This window comes from Dyadobacter sp., from assembly GCF_017744695.1.
Classification (GTDB): domain Bacteria; phylum Bacteroidota; class Bacteroidia; order Cytophagales; family Spirosomataceae; genus Dyadobacter.
This window is the reverse complement of record NZ_JAGIAS010000005.1, coordinates 406,768-421,648: the sequence shown is the minus strand read 5'-3', so window position 1 is coordinate 421,648 and position 14,881 is coordinate 406,768. Positions and strand designations below refer to the sequence as shown.

Annotated in this window: 14 protein-coding genes; 8 read left to right on the top strand and 6 right to left on the bottom strand. The window is 48.5% G+C overall.

The genetic code is table 11. From position 1 onward, the window contains the following. Positions 1–18: 18 nt before the first annotated feature. The 5 genes from J7619_RS20125 to J7619_RS20110 form a co-directional block, all read right to left on the bottom strand. Positions 19–414 carry a helix-turn-helix transcriptional regulator gene (locus tag J7619_RS20125; RefSeq protein ID WP_291202706.1) on the bottom strand — a complete coding sequence of 132 codons (396 nt, stop codon included), beginning with the start codon at positions 412–414 and terminating at the stop codon, positions 19–21. 7 nt (positions 415–421) lie between these two features. After that, the gene (locus J7619_RS32305) at positions 422–604 is read right to left on the bottom strand and encodes a type II toxin-antitoxin system HicA family toxin (protein WP_409012751.1); all 183 of its coding nucleotides are present in this window, start codon (positions 602–604) and stop codon (positions 422–424) included. A 109-nt stretch (positions 605–713) separates the two neighbouring features. Then, the gene (gene trxA / locus J7619_RS20120; protein ID WP_090157505.1) at positions 714–1,046 is read right to left on the bottom strand and encodes a thioredoxin; all 333 of its coding nucleotides are present in this window, start codon (positions 1,044–1,046) and stop codon (positions 714–716) included. Positions 1,047–1,131: 85 nt separating this feature from the next. Beyond that, the gene (gene dnaE / locus J7619_RS20115; RefSeq protein WP_291202703.1) at positions 1,132–4,782 is read right to left on the bottom strand and encodes a DNA polymerase III subunit alpha; all 3,651 of its coding nucleotides are present in this window, start codon (positions 4,780–4,782) and stop codon (positions 1,132–1,134) included. A gap of 29 nt (positions 4,783–4,811) precedes the next feature. Further along, positions 4,812–5,483, bottom strand: coding sequence for a DUF2461 domain-containing protein (locus J7619_RS20110; RefSeq protein WP_291202700.1), 672 nt, complete (start codon positions 5,481–5,483; stop codon positions 4,812–4,814). Positions 5,484–6,127: 644 nt separating this feature from the next. On the opposite strand from J7619_RS20110, the gene trpS reads away from it, so the two are divergent. From trpS to J7619_RS20090, 4 genes are read left to right on the top strand one after another with little or no spacing between them, the layout of a single operon-like run. Continuing rightward, positions 6,128–7,105 (top strand): tryptophan--tRNA ligase, encoded by a 978-nt coding sequence (gene trpS / locus J7619_RS20105; RefSeq protein WP_291202697.1) that lies wholly within the window; start codon positions 6,128–6,130, stop codon positions 7,103–7,105. After that, positions 7,102–7,680 (top strand): phosphatase PAP2 family protein, encoded by a 579-nt coding sequence (locus J7619_RS20100; RefSeq protein WP_291202695.1) that lies wholly within the window; start codon positions 7,102–7,104, stop codon positions 7,678–7,680. The genes trpS and J7619_RS20100 overlap by 4 nt, the downstream gene beginning before the upstream one ends. Before the next feature lie 38 nt (positions 7,681–7,718). Then, positions 7,719–8,663: a ribose-phosphate pyrophosphokinase gene (locus tag J7619_RS20095; protein WP_106595328.1), complete on the top strand. Its 945-nt coding sequence runs from the start codon at positions 7,719–7,721 to the stop codon at positions 8,661–8,663. A 35-nt stretch (positions 8,664–8,698) separates the two neighbouring features. Beyond that, positions 8,699–9,265, top strand: a complete 567-nt coding sequence (locus J7619_RS20090; protein WP_291202688.1) for a 50S ribosomal protein L25/general stress protein Ctc — start codon at positions 8,699–8,701, stop codon at positions 9,263–9,265. A gap of 60 nt (positions 9,266–9,325) precedes the next feature. On the opposite strand, the gene J7619_RS20085 is transcribed toward J7619_RS20090, so the two are convergent. Then, the gene (locus tag J7619_RS20085; RefSeq protein ID WP_291202685.1) at positions 9,326–10,339 is read right to left on the bottom strand and encodes a 2-hydroxyacid dehydrogenase; all 1,014 of its coding nucleotides are present in this window, start codon (positions 10,337–10,339) and stop codon (positions 9,326–9,328) included. Between the two features lie 8 nt (positions 10,340–10,347). Between J7619_RS20085 and pdxA the strand changes: the two genes are divergently transcribed. The 4 genes from pdxA (at position 10,348) to J7619_RS20065 (ending at position 14,871) form a co-directional block, all read left to right on the top strand. Then, complete coding sequence (gene pdxA, locus J7619_RS20080) at positions 10,348–11,454, top strand: 4-hydroxythreonine-4-phosphate dehydrogenase PdxA (RefSeq protein WP_291202682.1); 1,107 nt, start codon at positions 10,348–10,350, stop codon at positions 11,452–11,454. Between the two features lie 33 nt (positions 11,455–11,487). Beyond that, a complete protein-coding gene (locus J7619_RS20075; protein WP_291202679.1) occupies positions 11,488–12,375 on the top strand; it encodes a YicC/YloC family endoribonuclease in 888 nt (295 codons plus the stop codon). Beyond that, entirely contained in the window at positions 12,375–12,998 is a 624-nt protein-coding gene (locus J7619_RS20070) for a DNA-3-methyladenine glycosylase (RefSeq protein WP_291202676.1), read from the top strand. The genes J7619_RS20075 and J7619_RS20070 overlap by 1 nt, the downstream gene beginning before the upstream one ends. 70 nt (positions 12,999–13,068) lie before the next feature. Then, the gene (locus tag J7619_RS20065) at positions 13,069–14,871 is read left to right on the top strand and encodes a sensor histidine kinase (protein WP_291202673.1); all 1,803 of its coding nucleotides are present in this window, start codon (positions 13,069–13,071) and stop codon (positions 14,869–14,871) included. Positions 14,872–14,881 lie beyond the last annotated feature (10 nt).

Here is a 14,881-nt window from a genome sequence, read left to right as displayed (position 1 = left end):
ATTGCAGGATTTCTGCAATCACAATTCTATCGCCAGAAGATCGCTGCCTAATTTGTGCAATGCATTCTCGATCTTCTTCGCCTGCGCGGGACGTGGCTTTTTCAACCCCGAAGCATAATGGTTCAGTTGCTTTTCATTTATGCCAGTTAACCGGGCAATACCTGTTTGGCTGAAAATGCCTTTGTAATATTCCAAAAGACTCTCCACATCAAATTTCCAGACGATCTCATACTCCCCTTTCAATGCTGCCGGCACGTTCTTATCATCAAATGACTTGACGATTTCAATGCATTCAAAGACATTCTTTTTGACATCCTGCACAGTATCTCCGATCCCATAAATTTTTTTGACGTTCTCGGCATAAGCACTATACCCGTCTTTCCCCCTTTCGATCAATATCCTGATTCTTTTCATAGCTCTATTAGATGATCAAGTTCATTTCCTTAATAATTCTCTTTCTCAAACCTTCATTCATTTCCTTAGAAGAATGGTAGGGCACGCAATAGGTTACGCGGCCTTTCGTGTACATATAGTGACTGCCTCGCGTCCGAGAAAGAATCCATCCGTTACGCCGGATAATGCGATGAAATTCCGAGTATTTCATAGTGTGAATATAGTGATTAAAGGTAGATAATTATATACCTTTCACAAAGGTGTACAAACAAGAAAGCCCCGTCACCGGGGCTTTTAACTCTTTCACAAATCAGCAATTATCAAACGGTCGCTTCGATCTGTGCATTCAATTTATCTTCAAGGGTTGTTTTTGGAACAACGCCTACTACTTTATCTACCAACTGGCCGCCTTTGAAGATCATCAGCGTAGGGATACTACGGATACCGAATTTTGCAGGTACCGAAGAGTTCATATCCACATCCATTTTACCGATAACTGCTTTGCCATCGTATTCACCGGCGAGTTGCTCTACAACCGGACCGATCATTTTACAAGGCCCACACCACTCAGCCCAGAAGTCAACCAGTACTGGCTTATCGCCCTGGATTAGTTCGTCGAAGGTGCTATCGGTAATTTCAAGTGCTTTTCCCATGTTTTAAGTGTCTAAATGTTATTTATCAATCTGGGTTAATAAGGAATATTAGTATTTAAAAGTTCCTTATTTAATTCAATACAAATCAGTTTAAAAAGAATTTCACACCCAGGGAGCCCCGTAGCACCTTAAACAGCTCATTACTAGGTGCTACGCGGTAACCGCGCGACAACATTTCGACCTCCAGGTGCGTCTCCGGGTCCTTTACAGTCATACTTACCTGGCAGCCGCCGGGATAGCTTCCGAAGGTTTCATTGAGCACATGAATGAACTGCGCGTCGATCTGGTCCAGCGTGAGGTTGATCCTGATTTTCCGGCACATTTTTTCCATGATCTCCGGCAGGAGTTGTATCTGCGAGATTTTGAATTCGAATTGATCTTCCTGCTTCCAGCGGTTCTGAACTTTGCCTTTGATATACAGGAATTGGCCTGTTTGCAGGTAGTTTTTGAACCGGATATAATCCTCCCCACCGATCAGCATTTCCATTGCGCCCTGGTAATCTTCAATTTTGAAGATCATAAAAAGGCTGCCGTTTTTCGACATCCTTTCCTGCGCGCTCGTGACGATCCCCGCCACATTGATATCCTTGCCGTAATATCGTGGCGCTCTTTCTCCATCGTGAATTTCGAGCACCTTATCGACCGTACAGGTACAAAAATTGTCCAGTTCGGTGCGGAAAGTATCCAGCGGGTGTCCTGAAATGTAGAAGCCTACCACTTCCTGCTCGTAACGCAGCTTCGCAAGGTCGTCCCATTCGCCCACCTCTGCCGCTTTGGGTTTGGCGAGTGTAGAACCGCTATCGCCCAGCATACCGAACAGCGAAGCCTGTGCCGATGATTTCTCGGCATGGTAGTTGTTGGCGTAGCGGATCAGTTTTTCAATAAAAGTACCCGTTTCGCCAGCTTCCACAGCAAAATACTGGGCCCGATGATATTCCGGGAAGCAGTCGAATGCGCCTGCATATGCAAGACTTTCCAATGTCTTTTTATTGACAGTCCGAAGGTTTACCCTGGTAATGAAATCGAACACGTCTTTGAACGGGCCATTGTTGGTACGTTCTTCGATGATCGATTCCACCGCCGCGTCGCCACTTCCTTTCACCCCTGCCAGTCCAAAACGGATTTCTCTTTTCTTGTTCACACCAAACTGGCGCTCCGATTCATTGATATCGGGTCCTAAAACGGTAATACCCAGGTTTTTACATTCTTCCAAAAAGAAGGTAATCTTGTCGATACTGCCCAGCGAACTGGTCAATACCGCCGCCATGTATTCCGACTGATAATGCGCTTTCAGATAAGCCGTTTGATAAGCCACGAATGCATAACACGTCGAGTGGGACTTGTTAAATGCGTACGACGCAAATGCTTCCCAGTCGGTCCAGATCTTTTCCAGCTTCTTCGCGTCCAGGCCCTTTTCGGTACCGCCTTTCATGAAATCGCCTTTGAGCTTGTTCAGCGTTTCGATCTGCTTTTTACCCATCGCTTTCCGCAACGTATCCGCCTGACCTTTCGTAAAGCCGGCCAGCTTCTGCGACAAAAGCATTACCTGCTCCTGATACACCGTAATACCATAAGTATCAGCCAGATACTCTTCCAATTCAGGCAAATCGTACGTTACTTCTTCGTGCCCGTTTTTCCGGCGGATAAAGTTCGGGATGTAGGCAATCGGCCCCGGGCGGTACAATGCGTTCATCGCGATCAAGTGCTCGAAACGGTCAGGGATGAGGTCGCGCATGTACTTCTTCATCCCGTCGGATTCGAACTGGAATATCGCGTTGGTTTCTCCCCGTTGGAATAGTTCGAAAACCTTGGGATCGTCCAGCGGCACGTCATCTATTACAATATCTACCCCATGGTTGTTCTTGATCATCCGCAGGGCTTCCTTGATAATCGAAAGGTTTCGAAGCCCCAAAAAGTCCATCTTGATCACGCCGGCGTCCTCAATGATCTTGCCCTGGTACTGGGTGATCAGAAAGTCGGAGTCTTTGGACGTACTTACCGGGATAATTTCGGTCAAATCACTCGGAGCAATGATGATACCGGCCGCATGGATACCAGTGTTCCGCACGGTACCTTCGAGCCTGCGCGCCTCTTGCAAAACACTGGCCTGCAAATCGTTGCCCAGTGCAATAGCACGCATTCGCTTCACATTCTCTAATTCGTCGGGTGAAATGCCTTCCTTTTTCATGAGGCTGCCCTCTCCTTCCAACGGCGCCGTAAAAATGCGGTTCAGCGTCATGTTGTAAGTTGGCTTGTCAGGCACGAGCTTCGCGAGCATGTTCGCGTCAGGCAATGGAAGGTCCATTACCCGCGCCACGTCCTTGATCGCCGATTTGGCAGCCATCGTGCCATACGTTACAATCTGCGCAACCTGGTTATAGCCATATTTTTTCACCACGTAATCGATCACCTTCTGACGGCCGTCGTCGTCGAAGTCGGTATCGATATCGGGCATGGAGATACGGTCGGGGTTGAGGAAACGCTCAAAAAGGAGGTCGTACTTAACGGGGTCGATATTTGTGATCCCGATCGCATAGGCCACGGCGGAACCCGCCGCCGAACCCCGTCCCGGCCCAATGAACACGCCCATTTTGCGGCCTGCATCGATAAAGTCAGCTACAATAAGGAAGTAACCCGGAAAACCCATGTTCCGGATCGTTTGCAACTCGAAGTTGAGCCGCTCCTCGATTTCCGGCGTTACCACTTCATATTTCTTCCTTGCCCCCTCGAACGTAAGGTGCCTCAGGTATTCCCATTGGTTCAGAACGTCGGCCGTAAGCTCCTTTTTCCCTACCATTTCCGACAACGTGTGCGTCTTGAATTCGTCTGGGATCGGGAAGTTGGGGAGCAGAATGTCTTTCCGGAGATCGAGGGTTTTGATTTTGTCTACAATCTCGTTGGTATTGTCCAGCGACTCGGGCAGGTCGTTGAACAGTTGCAGCATTTCGCTGGTATTTTTGAAATAAAACTGGTCGTTATAAAATGCAAAGCGGGAGCCTTTCGGGATACCTTTTTCGTCGTCGAAATCTTTGGCGGAAGGGGTGCTTTGCTTGTCTCCTGTGTTGATACAGAGCAAGATGTCGTGTGCATTCCAGTCGTCGCGGTCTACATAATGCGAGTCGTTGGAGCAGATGATCTTCACATTGTACTTCCGCGCAAATTTCACCAGCACCTCATTCACAATGTACTGGTCCCGAATATCATGCCGCTGCAATTCCACATAAAAATCATCGCCGAACAAATCCAGCCACCACCGGAACTCCTTTTCCGCCGCCTCTTCGCCCTGACGGATAATTGTCTTGGGGATCATCGCACCAATACAACACGTGGTGGCGATCAGGCCCTGATGGTATTGCACGATGAGTTCCTTGTCGATCCGCGGATATTTACCATACATCCCCTCGATAAAACCCAGCGAGCACATTTTCACCAGATTTTTATAGCCGATCTCGTCTTTGGCAAGAAGCAGCTGGTGAAAACGAACGTCTTTTTTGTCTTTGGTAAACTGCCGCACGTGCCGGTCTTCCACCACATAAAACTCGCAACCGACGATCGGCTTGATACCCTGCTTGTTTCCCTCGGCCACAAACTCGAACACGCCGAACATATTACCATGGTCGGTAATGGCTACCGCCGGCATATTGTCCTCCTTGGCCTTTTTGAACAGCTTTTTAATATCGGCAGCACCATCGAGCAGTGAGAACTGCGTGTGACAGTGCAAATGTGAAAATTGCATATTTAACGGGTTGTAATGGGGATGACGAATCAGTGTTCTTCCGCTTCTTCGTACAATACATAATTCATATAATCGGTAAAGGGTTTCAGCAATTGAATGCCTTTTAAAACCCGGTCACCGAAGTCTTTGGAAGCCACCTCTTTATCGGTGTAGCGATGCATGAAGAACAGCTGTTTACGTTTCAGCAGCTCTATTTCCGGATGGTCTTTGGAATAACCCTTGGGCACCGTTTTCAGACTTTCTCCATGAATTTCTGGGAAATAGCTATGAAACTCTTCTTCCCCGATGATCGCTTTCAGCTCATGCGCATTGTAATCGATCTCCTGGCGGAAGCGCGCCAACTGTTCGGTCGTCACCTCCCACATCCCGCCGCCCAGGAACGTCTGATCGCCCGGCTGGACTTGCAGGTAGTAGTCGATTTTCCCAGAACTCTTCCCACCCGGACCAATGCCCGCGGCCAGATTTTTTTTGTACGGATCCTTATTTTTCGAAAACCGGACATCCCGGTAAATGCGCAGCATACAATCTTTTACTTGCACATTTCCGAGGTCTTCGAACTTTCCTACCTCCGTGAGCAAGTACCCTACGAGCTTTTCCATATCCGCTTTCGCGGCTTCGTAAAGTTTCTTGTTTTCCTGAAACCACTCCCTGTTATTGTTTTCGGCTAATTGACTGAGAAAGTGCAGTGTTTTAGAATCCATGTCGTGTTGGTGAAGGTATAAAATTCAAATTTACTACGTTTTCTGGTTCAATTTAACGAATTTTGGGAAGTAGTTAAGGGCAAAGTTCATCTAGAATCGCTAACCTGTTGAAAGCTATGAATGTGCAGTATTTGTCAAATGAAAATGGAGAGAGAACGGGCGTTTATATCTCTTTGAAAGATTGGGAGGACATCCAAAAGAGACTGGGGGAAACAGACTTTTGGGATGAACTACCTGACCATGTGAAGGATGGAATAGATCGAGCGCAGAAACAGGCAATGGCAGGTCAGACGAAGCCTCACGACGAAGTTATGGCTAAGTACAGTAAGTATTTATGATCTTACCCATTCATTGGTCGGCCGAAGCAGAAGATACCTTTGCTGACATCATCACACACTTAGAACTGAATTGGTCTGAAAAAGAGGTCCGTAAATTCTTTCGGACAACCAGGGATGTTCTGAAACAGATATCGTCGTTTCCCTTGATGTACAAAGCTTCCAAATCAAGGCGGGAAATACGCAGAGGATTTCTCACAAAACAATGCTCATTGTTTTATGAAGTAAAAGAGGATCATATTCTTTTACTTTATTTCTGGGACAATCGCCGCAAACCAACATCACGTAACTAAGTATCAATAGTAATAAATGGCCAGAATCCTAACAGGCATTCAAAGCAGCGGGCGACCTCACCTGGGTAACATCCTGGGAGCCATCAAACCTGCGATCGAACTCTCTAAAAATCCCCAGAACGAATCCTTTTTCTTCATTGCAGACCTCCATTCGCTTACGACACTCAAAAACGGTGTTGAACGTGGCGAATATGTCCGTGCGATTGCAGCGACCTGGCTCGCATTCGGATTCGATTACAAAAAAAATGTATTCTGGCGCCAGTCGCGGGTGCAGGAGCACACCGAGCTCAATTGGTACCTGAACTGCTTCACGCCGTTCCCGATGCTGGCCAATGCCACTTCTTTCAAAGACAAGTCGGAGAAACTGGCGGATGTAAATGCAGGGCTTTTCACCTATCCGGTACTACAAGCGGCCGATATTCTGCTTTATAATGCCAATATCATCCCGGTAGGCAAAGATCAGAAGCAGCATTTGGAAATGAGCAAGGACATTGCCAACCGCTTCAATATCCTGGCGGGTGAAGATATTCTGGTACTTCCCGAGCCGAAGATCGACGAACGCATTATGACGATCCCCGGGCTCGACGGGCAGAAAATGAGTAAATCGTACCATAACTACATCGATATCTTCCTGCCGGAGAACGAGTTGAAAAAGGTAACGAAAAAGATCCTCTCCGATTCGAAACAGCTCGAAGAACCCAAGGACCCCGACAACGACATCACGTTCCAGCTTTACAGCCTGGTAGCGAACGAGGCCGATATCGAAACCATGCGCCAGAATTACCTGAACGGCGGCTATGGCTACGGCCACGCCAAACAGGCACTTTTCGAATGCTTTATGGAAGTGTTCGCTGAGCCACGCCGCATTTTCAATTATTATATGGAAAACACGGATGAGCTGGAAGGCATTTTGGTGGAAGGCGAAGCCAAGGCCCGCGAAATCGCGCAGGAAACAATCGGCAAGGTCAGAAAAGTGCTCGGTTTCAGTTCATGACGGATGCGGTACATAGCATAGTCCGCGCCGATCAGGAGCTGTTTATATGGCTCAACGGCCTGCACACACCCTGGCTCGACACGGTGATGTACTGGGTTACCTATAAGTTTACGTGGGTTCCGTTGTACATTTTGCTCATCGCATTGACGATTCGCACAGAAGGCTGGAAAAGAGGCGGGTTCATCGTCATCGCCGTAGTATTGGCCGTAGCCGCGGCAGACAAAATCACCTCCGGGCTCATGAAACCGTACTTTCTAAGGTTAAGGCCCTGCCACGACCCCACGATCACGACCGTCATGCACCACGTAACCGACTGCGGCGGCCTGTACGGCTTCGCGTCTTCGCACGCATCCACCAGCTTTGCATTGGCTATCACGTGGTTTAGCCTGCTGCGTCGGAAGGTCCCGCAAATGGCTTTTTTGTTCCTCTGGGCGGTCGTTTACGCATATAGCCGCGTATATGTAGGGGTGCATTACCCGCTCGATATTCTTGTCGGAGCGCTGGTCGGGCTGCTGGTCGGATACTGCTTTGTTCAGCTTTATTATATTTTTTTAAAAAGATATTATCTTAATTAACTGGTTTTATTTAATTTTGCGCAAATTTTAGTTTGGCCATGGGTTCATTCAATACAGTAAAAATATTTTCGGGGAGTCAGTCCGAATATTTGGCCAAAGACATTGCCAGGTATTATGGTAAGGAACTGGGAGGCTACACGTTGCGGAAATTCAGCGATGGTGAACTGTCGCCAAGTTTCGAGGAGTCGATCAGGGGTTGTGATGTATTTCTCATTCAATCTACGTTCCCTCCTGCCGATAACCTGATGGAGTTGCTGCTGATGGTGGATGCGGCCCGTCGTGCTTCGGCGCATTATGTGACGGTGGTAATCCCCTATTTCGGCTACGCCAGACAAGACAGAAAAGACAAGCCACGCGTGGCGATCGCAGCGAAAGTCGTTGCCAACCTCCTTACGGCAGTAGGAGTTGACCGCGTGATGACCATAGACTTACACGCCGGACAGATCCAGGGCTTTCTAGACCTGCCTGTCGACCACCTCGAAGGAACATCTATTTTTGTTCCTTATATTAAATCCCTGAACCTCAAAAATCTGCTGATCGCATCGCCCGACGTAGGCGGCGCCGCACGTGCACGGAATTTTGCCAAGTTCCTGAACGCGGACATGATCCTGTGCGACAAGCACCGAAAACGCGCCAACGAAATCGCGAGCATGCAGGTGATCGGAGATGTGGAAGGGATGGACGTAGTGCTGGTAGACGACCTGATCGACACGGGTGGTACGCTTTGCAAGGCAGCCGAGATTATCATGGAAAAGGGTGCGACGTCCGTGCGGGCGATCAGTACCCACGCGATCATGTCGGGCAAGGCGCATGAAAATATTGCCAATTCAGTGCTTGAAGAGTTAATTGTAACAGATACTATTCCTCTTAAGCAACAGAATGAAAAAATCCGCGTACTGTCTGTTGCAGAAATTTTTGCAAAGGCAATAGGTCGGATCCGCGATCACGAATCTATTAGTTCATTGTTTATAAATTCTCAGTAAATTTTCTTTTATTTAACTTTCTTATAAAATTTCTTATGAAAAGTCTTGAGATTGTAGGGTTTAAAAGAGCGAATCTCGGCAAGGTGGAATCACAAAACTTGCGCGCTCAGGGTTATGTTCCATCTGTGCTGTACGGAGGAAGCGAACAAGTGCATTTCTATGCACCTGCTATGTTGTTCCGTGAATTGCTTTTCACACCGGATATTTTTAACGTTACACTGAATATCGAAGGTACCGAGTACAATGCGATTCTTCAGGAAACACAATACCACCCGGTAAACGATGCGTTGATCCACGCGGATTTTCTTCAAATCGTACCCGGAAAAGAAATTAAAGTTGAAGTGCCTATCAAATTGACAGGTACATCCGCCGGCGTTATGAAAGGTGGTAAAATGAACCAAAAATTGCGTAAATTGCGCGTACAAGGTCTTGCGGAGAACATCCCTGACTATGTAAATGTTGATGTGACTGAACTAGATTTAGGAAAATCTGTGAAGGTTGGTGCACTCAAAGCTGAAAATTTTGTTATATTGACAGCGGCAAGCAACCCGATCGCATCAGTTGAAATCCCACGTGCGCTTCGCGGTACACTTGGCAAGTAAGTATTTTATTTTTCATGGCTAATAGATGCAAACGTGCCGACCATTGGTCGGCATATTTGTTTATAGCCAGTTTCGAATCTGATCCACCAACACCTCATTGATCCGTACATAGCTCTCATGGGTCCAGCCTCCGATATGCGGCGTAAGCACCACACGGTCCGACGTGCATAAATAATCGAACACCTCCTGCTGTTCAGCGGTCAGTTTTCCGATCTTTTCATTTTCGAGTACATCCAGGCAAGCTCCCCGGATTTTCCCCGACTCCAAAGCTTTGGTTACCGCCTTTAATTGCACTACCTCGCCTCTGGATAAGTTCAACAAATAAAACGGCTTGGCGAAACCGCTAATAAATTCGTCATTAACCAGGTAACGGGTAATGTCCGTCAATGGAATGTGCAGGCTGAGAATGTCGGCCTCGCGCTGAATTTCCGAAATAGACGATTCCGTCGCAAAAGCGTCGCCGTAATTATCACGGTACTTGTCATACGCAAGCACTTTACAGCCAAAACCGCTGAGCCTCTTCGCAGTAGCAGAGCCATTGTTACCATAGCCGATCAGACCAACGGTTTTGCCCATCAACTCCACTCCCCTATTGCCTTCGCGGTCCCAGATGCCATTCCTTACCTGCCGGTCGGCACGCAGAATGTTGTTAAAAAGCGCCAGCAGCATGCCTAAGGCCTGCTCCGCAACGGCGTCACGATTGCCGGTACCGGCGTGAAACACCTCGATATTCAACGCTTTGGCCACATCCAGGTCGATCAGGTCGAGCCCTGCGCCTGCGCGTGCGATGAACCGCAATTTTTTCGCGTTTTCAAGCATTTCACGATCCAGGAACGTCTTACTGCGGATCATCAGCCCATCATAGCCGGGCAATGCATTTTTTATGTCTTCTCTTTTGTATTCAGGATGGTAATCGTATTCCCACTTTTGCTCGTCCAGCATCTCGAATAATGAGTTATGCATGGAGTCTGCGATCAGGATTTTCATAGTAGCACAGGATTTTTTGTAACTTGCCGGTTGAACCGTTCGGCAAAAGTAATACAGAATTACGCAGGAGAACACATAGAACAGCATTTACCTACATGAGCGAACAACACAGTGATAAACCGGTCATCGGGATCACAATCGGCGATTATAACGGCATTGGCCCGGAAGTAATCCTTAAAGCATTAGAGGGGAACCAGTTATCCAAATTGTGCACACCAATCATTTACGGCTCCCTGAGAGTATTGAACCAGTACCGCAACCTGCTTGAAATGAAAGACTGGAACCTGCATGGCATCCAGAAAGCCGAGCAGGCCAACCATAAACTCACGAACGTCATCACTTGCTGGCACGACCATCAGACGGAGATACAGCCCGGAAAGATCACCGTCGAAGCCGGTCAGGGTTCTTTTGCATCCCTGAAGCGCGCCGTGGAAGACCTCAAAGAAGGTAAAATACAAGCCCTCGTAACCGGCCCGATTAATAAGGATAATATCCAGAACGAAGATTTCAAATTCCCCGGCCATACTGAATTCCTCGCGCAGGCATTCGGCAAGGATGATGCGCTGATGTTCATGGTGGCAGGCGACCTGCGCGTAGGCGTGCTTACGGGCCATATACCATTGCAAAATGTCCGCGAACACATCACGGCTGAAAAACTCACAGCCAAGATCGAGCAGATTTTGCAATCGTTGAAAGGAGATTTTGGTATAAAAAAACCTAAACTGGCTGTGCTGGGCCTCAACCCGCACGCGGGCGAGAATGGTTTGCTCGGATCGGAGGAGATCGAAATCATCCAGCCGGTCATCAAGCAGTTCAAGGAAAAAGGGAACCTCGTCGTAGGCCCGTTCCCTGCCGATGGTTTCTTCGCCGCCAGCACGTACCGCCAGTATGACGCAGTGCTTGCGATGTACCACGACCAGGGCCTGATCCCATTCAAAACACTCGCATTCAACGAAGGCGTGAATTTCACGGCTGGGCTTTCCGCTGTACGCACCTCGCCCGACCATGGCACTGCCTATAATATTGCGGGAAAAAACCTCGCAGAACCCGGCTCATTGCTGCAAGCGCTGTACCTGGCCTGCGACGTATCGAGATTCCGCATTTTCAACGCCGAAATGGATAAAAATGCATTGATCTCGAAGCCACAGCCATCCGAAAGCCAGCATCCGGCTAAGTCGGGAGGAAAGCAGCGATTTAATTAACCCGTTCCTTCACCGGAACCAACGCACATTCTTATGTTAAAATCAATGACCGGATACGGTGTATCCAACATCGAATCCGAATCGATCAATGTCACGGTGGAAATCAAGACATTGAACTCCAAATTCCTGGATATTTACTGTCGCGTACCGCGTAACTACTCTGAAAGGGAGATCGAAATCCGTAACCTCATTACCCAGTCGCTGGAACGCGGTAAGGTTGAGTTTACTTTGACAGTACAGCCTGTTGGTAAAACTGTCGCTTCCACATCCGTAAACCGGCCGCTGGTGAGTGCCTATTATCACGACTTGTCGGAAACGGCAGGTTCGCTTGGTTTCACACCGGATACCACCGAATTGCTTCGTATCGCATTGCAAATGCCCAATGCCTACAACAATGAAACGGTAGACGAATCGAGCAAGGAAAATGACTGGGCTCAGATCAAAGTTGCCGTGATGGAAGCCCTCCGCAAATGTTCTGTTTTCCGCGAGCAGGAAGGTCGCATGACTGCCGAGAAGTTCTCCGAATACATCTCGACCATCCAGAACCTGCTCGACCAGGTAGCAGAGCAAGACAAAACCCGGATTCCAGCCGTTCGGGAACGCCTCGAAAAGCAGGTAAGGGATCTGCTGACCGACGACAATTTCGACCCGAACCGTTTCGAACAGGAGCTGATCTATTATGTCGAGAAATTCGATATCTCCGAAGAGAAGATCCGTTTGGCCAACCATCTTACCTATTTCACCGAGACGATGAATGCTTCCGAAAGCAACGGTAAAAAGCTCAACTTCATCGCGCAGGAAATCGGCCGGGAAATCAATACCATCGGCTCGAAAGCCAACGACGCCACAATCCAGCATCTGGTGGTACAAATGAAGGACGAGCTCGAAAAAATCAAGGAGCAAACGATGAATATTATCTGATGCCAGGAGAGAAGCTTCCGCTTTCCTTCTTTTCCGATTACGATACCCGCACGCTCGCGCAAAAGCTGCTGGGCTGTGAACTGGTGCATGAAAGTCCGGATGGCCTCACAAGCGGCATAATCGTCGAAACGGAGGCCTATTTGCAGGATGATCCCGCCTGTCACGCCTTCAACCGGCGGACAGCGCGCACCGAGCCGATGTATGGCATCGCAGGTACGGTGTATGTGTACCTGATTTACGGCATGTACCAATGCTTCAATATTGTCAGCAATGCGGAAGGCACCGGGGAAGCGGTGCTGATACGCGCATTGCAGCCCACCGCCGGTGTCGAACTGATGGAAATGCGCAGGCTTATCCGGCCCGGAAAAACACCCGGTATGCCCATTACCGGTAGGGTTACACACAAAGAACTTTGCCGCGGGCCCGGCAAACTGGTACAAGCCATGGGCATTGATCGCGAGAAGCACAATGCTACCCTGCTCATCGGTGATGCATTATACCTCCGCGCGCCAGTCGCTGCTCCTCAGGCGATTATATCCGGCCCACGTATCGGCATTAACGTCGGCCGCGAACTTCCTTACAGATATTACATAAAAGACAATATTTTTGTAAGTAAAGGCTAGTCGCGCCTGCCTTATTAAACCAGCCTTCGACAACCCGCTACGCACCTAACTCACAAGAGAACAGTGTTATATGAATGAATTCTACAAACTAATTCTCCTCTTCGCGTTAGGATGTGTTCTTTCTTTCAGCCAATGCACCTCCACCGGGCAGGGCAATGGCGCAACAAGGAGTACAGAAGTAGTGGAATCCAAGCCGCAGGAAGGCTTTGCCGAAGACACCGTCCTGATCCACAAGTACCATAAACTTGCCTCCGAGTACCTGTTTCAGGATGCCGAAAAGTCGATGTTCTATTCCAAACACGTACTGCGGCTTTCCCAAAAGCATCAATGGGCGAAAGGAAAACTCCTTGCGTACAACCTGCTGAGCACCTATTATTTGCTGGATGGCAGCTACGATGTTTTGCGCGAGCTTTCCAATGAAACGATCACCCTGTCAAAGCAGCTGAACATGCCGATGTTCACCGCACACGGCAAACGCTTCCTGGGAGAAAGCTACTCCGAGTATCGTCAGTGGGATTCTTCCCGGATCAACTACGAGCATGCCATACAGATTTTCACGCAACTGAAAGCCGACAGCTCGCTCGCATTAAGCATCGAGAATCTGGGCAACTGCTACCGCGAAAAAAGTATGTATGACGCGGCGCTGAGGCTGTACGACCAGTCGTACAAGATGTTCGATAAAATGAACTCCGATTGGGGCCGCGCTACTGTCCTGCAAAGCATAGGCTACATGCGCGTGCGCACGGGCAACTACGCCGAAGCTGAAAAGTACTTTTTGCAAAGCATCGCGCTATTCCGGAAAATCCAGAACAGGTATGGAGAATTAAACTGCCTGAACGACCTTAGCAATATCTACTATTACCAAAAAAAATACGACCAGTCCATCGAGGCAGGCCTCAGGGCATTGACCTATTCCAAAATTTATCATTCGACCCAGCAAACCAACTGGGCCCTGGTAACGCTCTCCCGCTCTTACAAAGCCAAAGAGATGTACGATGTAGCCCTGAATTACAGCCAGGCGGTCAACTACACGCGGCGCATGATCCATGACGAGACGATCAAACGCCAATACACGATGTACCAGCTGATGTACGACAACAAGCTGATGGACTCTGAAATCCAGCAGAAAATTATCAGCGAGCAGCGCACCGTTCAGCGGTTCCTGATCGGCTTCTCCTGCCTCGTTATCCTTTCCGCAGTCTTTCTTTGGTTCAATAACAAAAAGCTTCGCAGGAAAAACGCCGAGATTCAGGCAGCATTGATCGAAGGACAGACTATCGAAAGAAAGCGCGTTGCCGCCGAACTGCACGACCACCTGGGCGGCACACTGGCGTCGCTGAACTGGTATTTATATGGAATTGATAAAAAAGTACTTTCCGAAGAAGAACAGAAGATCTACGAAAGCGTACACCAGATGGTGGGAGCCGCTTATAAAGAAGTGCGGAGCCTATCGCACAACCTCATGCCGGCTGAACTCGAAGAGCATGGACTGATCATGGCCGTGCAACGACTCATCAGCAAACTGAACGAAAACAAGAATATCGCATTCGCATTCAACCAGAAGGGAATGAACAACCGGCTCAACAATAAGATCGAGTTTGAGCTGTACAGCATTGTATTGGAATTAACCAACAACATTATCAAACACTCCGGCGCCACCGAGGCTTCGGTCGACCTGACCGAAAACCTCAAAACGATTGTCCTGGTGGTGAGCGACAACGGTACCGGCATGATCGAGCCGAGCCGGCAGGGAGTTGGATTGAGAAATATCAAAAGCCGTGTGGAAAGCCTGCATGGCAAAATACAGATCCACAGCGAGAATCAAAACGGCATCCGTGTCGAAATCGAGATCCCGAAAGTGATCATCAGGTGATTTTCCCCGC

Coding starts and splice junctions, on each gene's coding strand:
- J7619_RS20110 (WP_291202700.1), bottom strand. CDS start 5,483: ATGGATTCTAAAACACTGCACTTTCTCAGTCAATTAGCCGAAAACAAT.
- J7619_RS20075 (WP_291202679.1), top strand. CDS start 11,488: ATGTTAAAATCAATGACCGGATACGGTGTATCCAACATCGAATCCGAA.
- J7619_RS20065 (WP_291202673.1), top strand. CDS start 13,069: ATGAATGAATTCTACAAACTAATTCTCCTCTTCGCGTTAGGATGTGTT.
- J7619_RS20100 (WP_291202695.1), top strand. CDS start 7,102: ATGACGGATGCGGTACATAGCATAGTCCGCGCCGATCAGGAGCTGTTT.
- J7619_RS20090 (WP_291202688.1), top strand. CDS start 8,699: ATGAAAAGTCTTGAGATTGTAGGGTTTAAAAGAGCGAATCTCGGCAAG.
- J7619_RS20085 (WP_291202685.1), bottom strand. CDS start 10,339: ATGCTGTTCTATGTGTTCTCCTGCGTAATTCTGTATTACTTTTGCCGA.
- dnaE (WP_291202703.1), bottom strand. CDS start 4,782: ATGCAATTTTCACATTTGCACTGTCACACGCAGTTCTCACTGCTCGAT.
- J7619_RS32305 (WP_409012751.1), bottom strand. CDS start 604: ATGAAATACTCGGAATTTCATCGCATTATCCGGCGTAACGGATGGATT.
- J7619_RS20095 (WP_106595328.1), top strand. CDS start 7,719: ATGGGTTCATTCAATACAGTAAAAATATTTTCGGGGAGTCAGTCCGAA.
- J7619_RS20070 (WP_291202676.1), top strand. CDS start 12,375: ATGCCAGGAGAGAAGCTTCCGCTTTCCTTCTTTTCCGATTACGATACC.
- trpS (WP_291202697.1), top strand. CDS start 6,128: ATGGCCAGAATCCTAACAGGCATTCAAAGCAGCGGGCGACCTCACCTG.
- pdxA (WP_291202682.1), top strand. CDS start 10,348: ATGAGCGAACAACACAGTGATAAACCGGTCATCGGGATCACAATCGGC.
- trxA (WP_090157505.1), bottom strand. CDS start 1,046: ATGGGAAAAGCACTTGAAATTACCGATAGCACCTTCGACGAACTAATC.
- J7619_RS20125 (WP_291202706.1), bottom strand. CDS start 414: ATGAAAAGAATCAGGATATTGATCGAAAGGGGGAAAGACGGGTATAGT.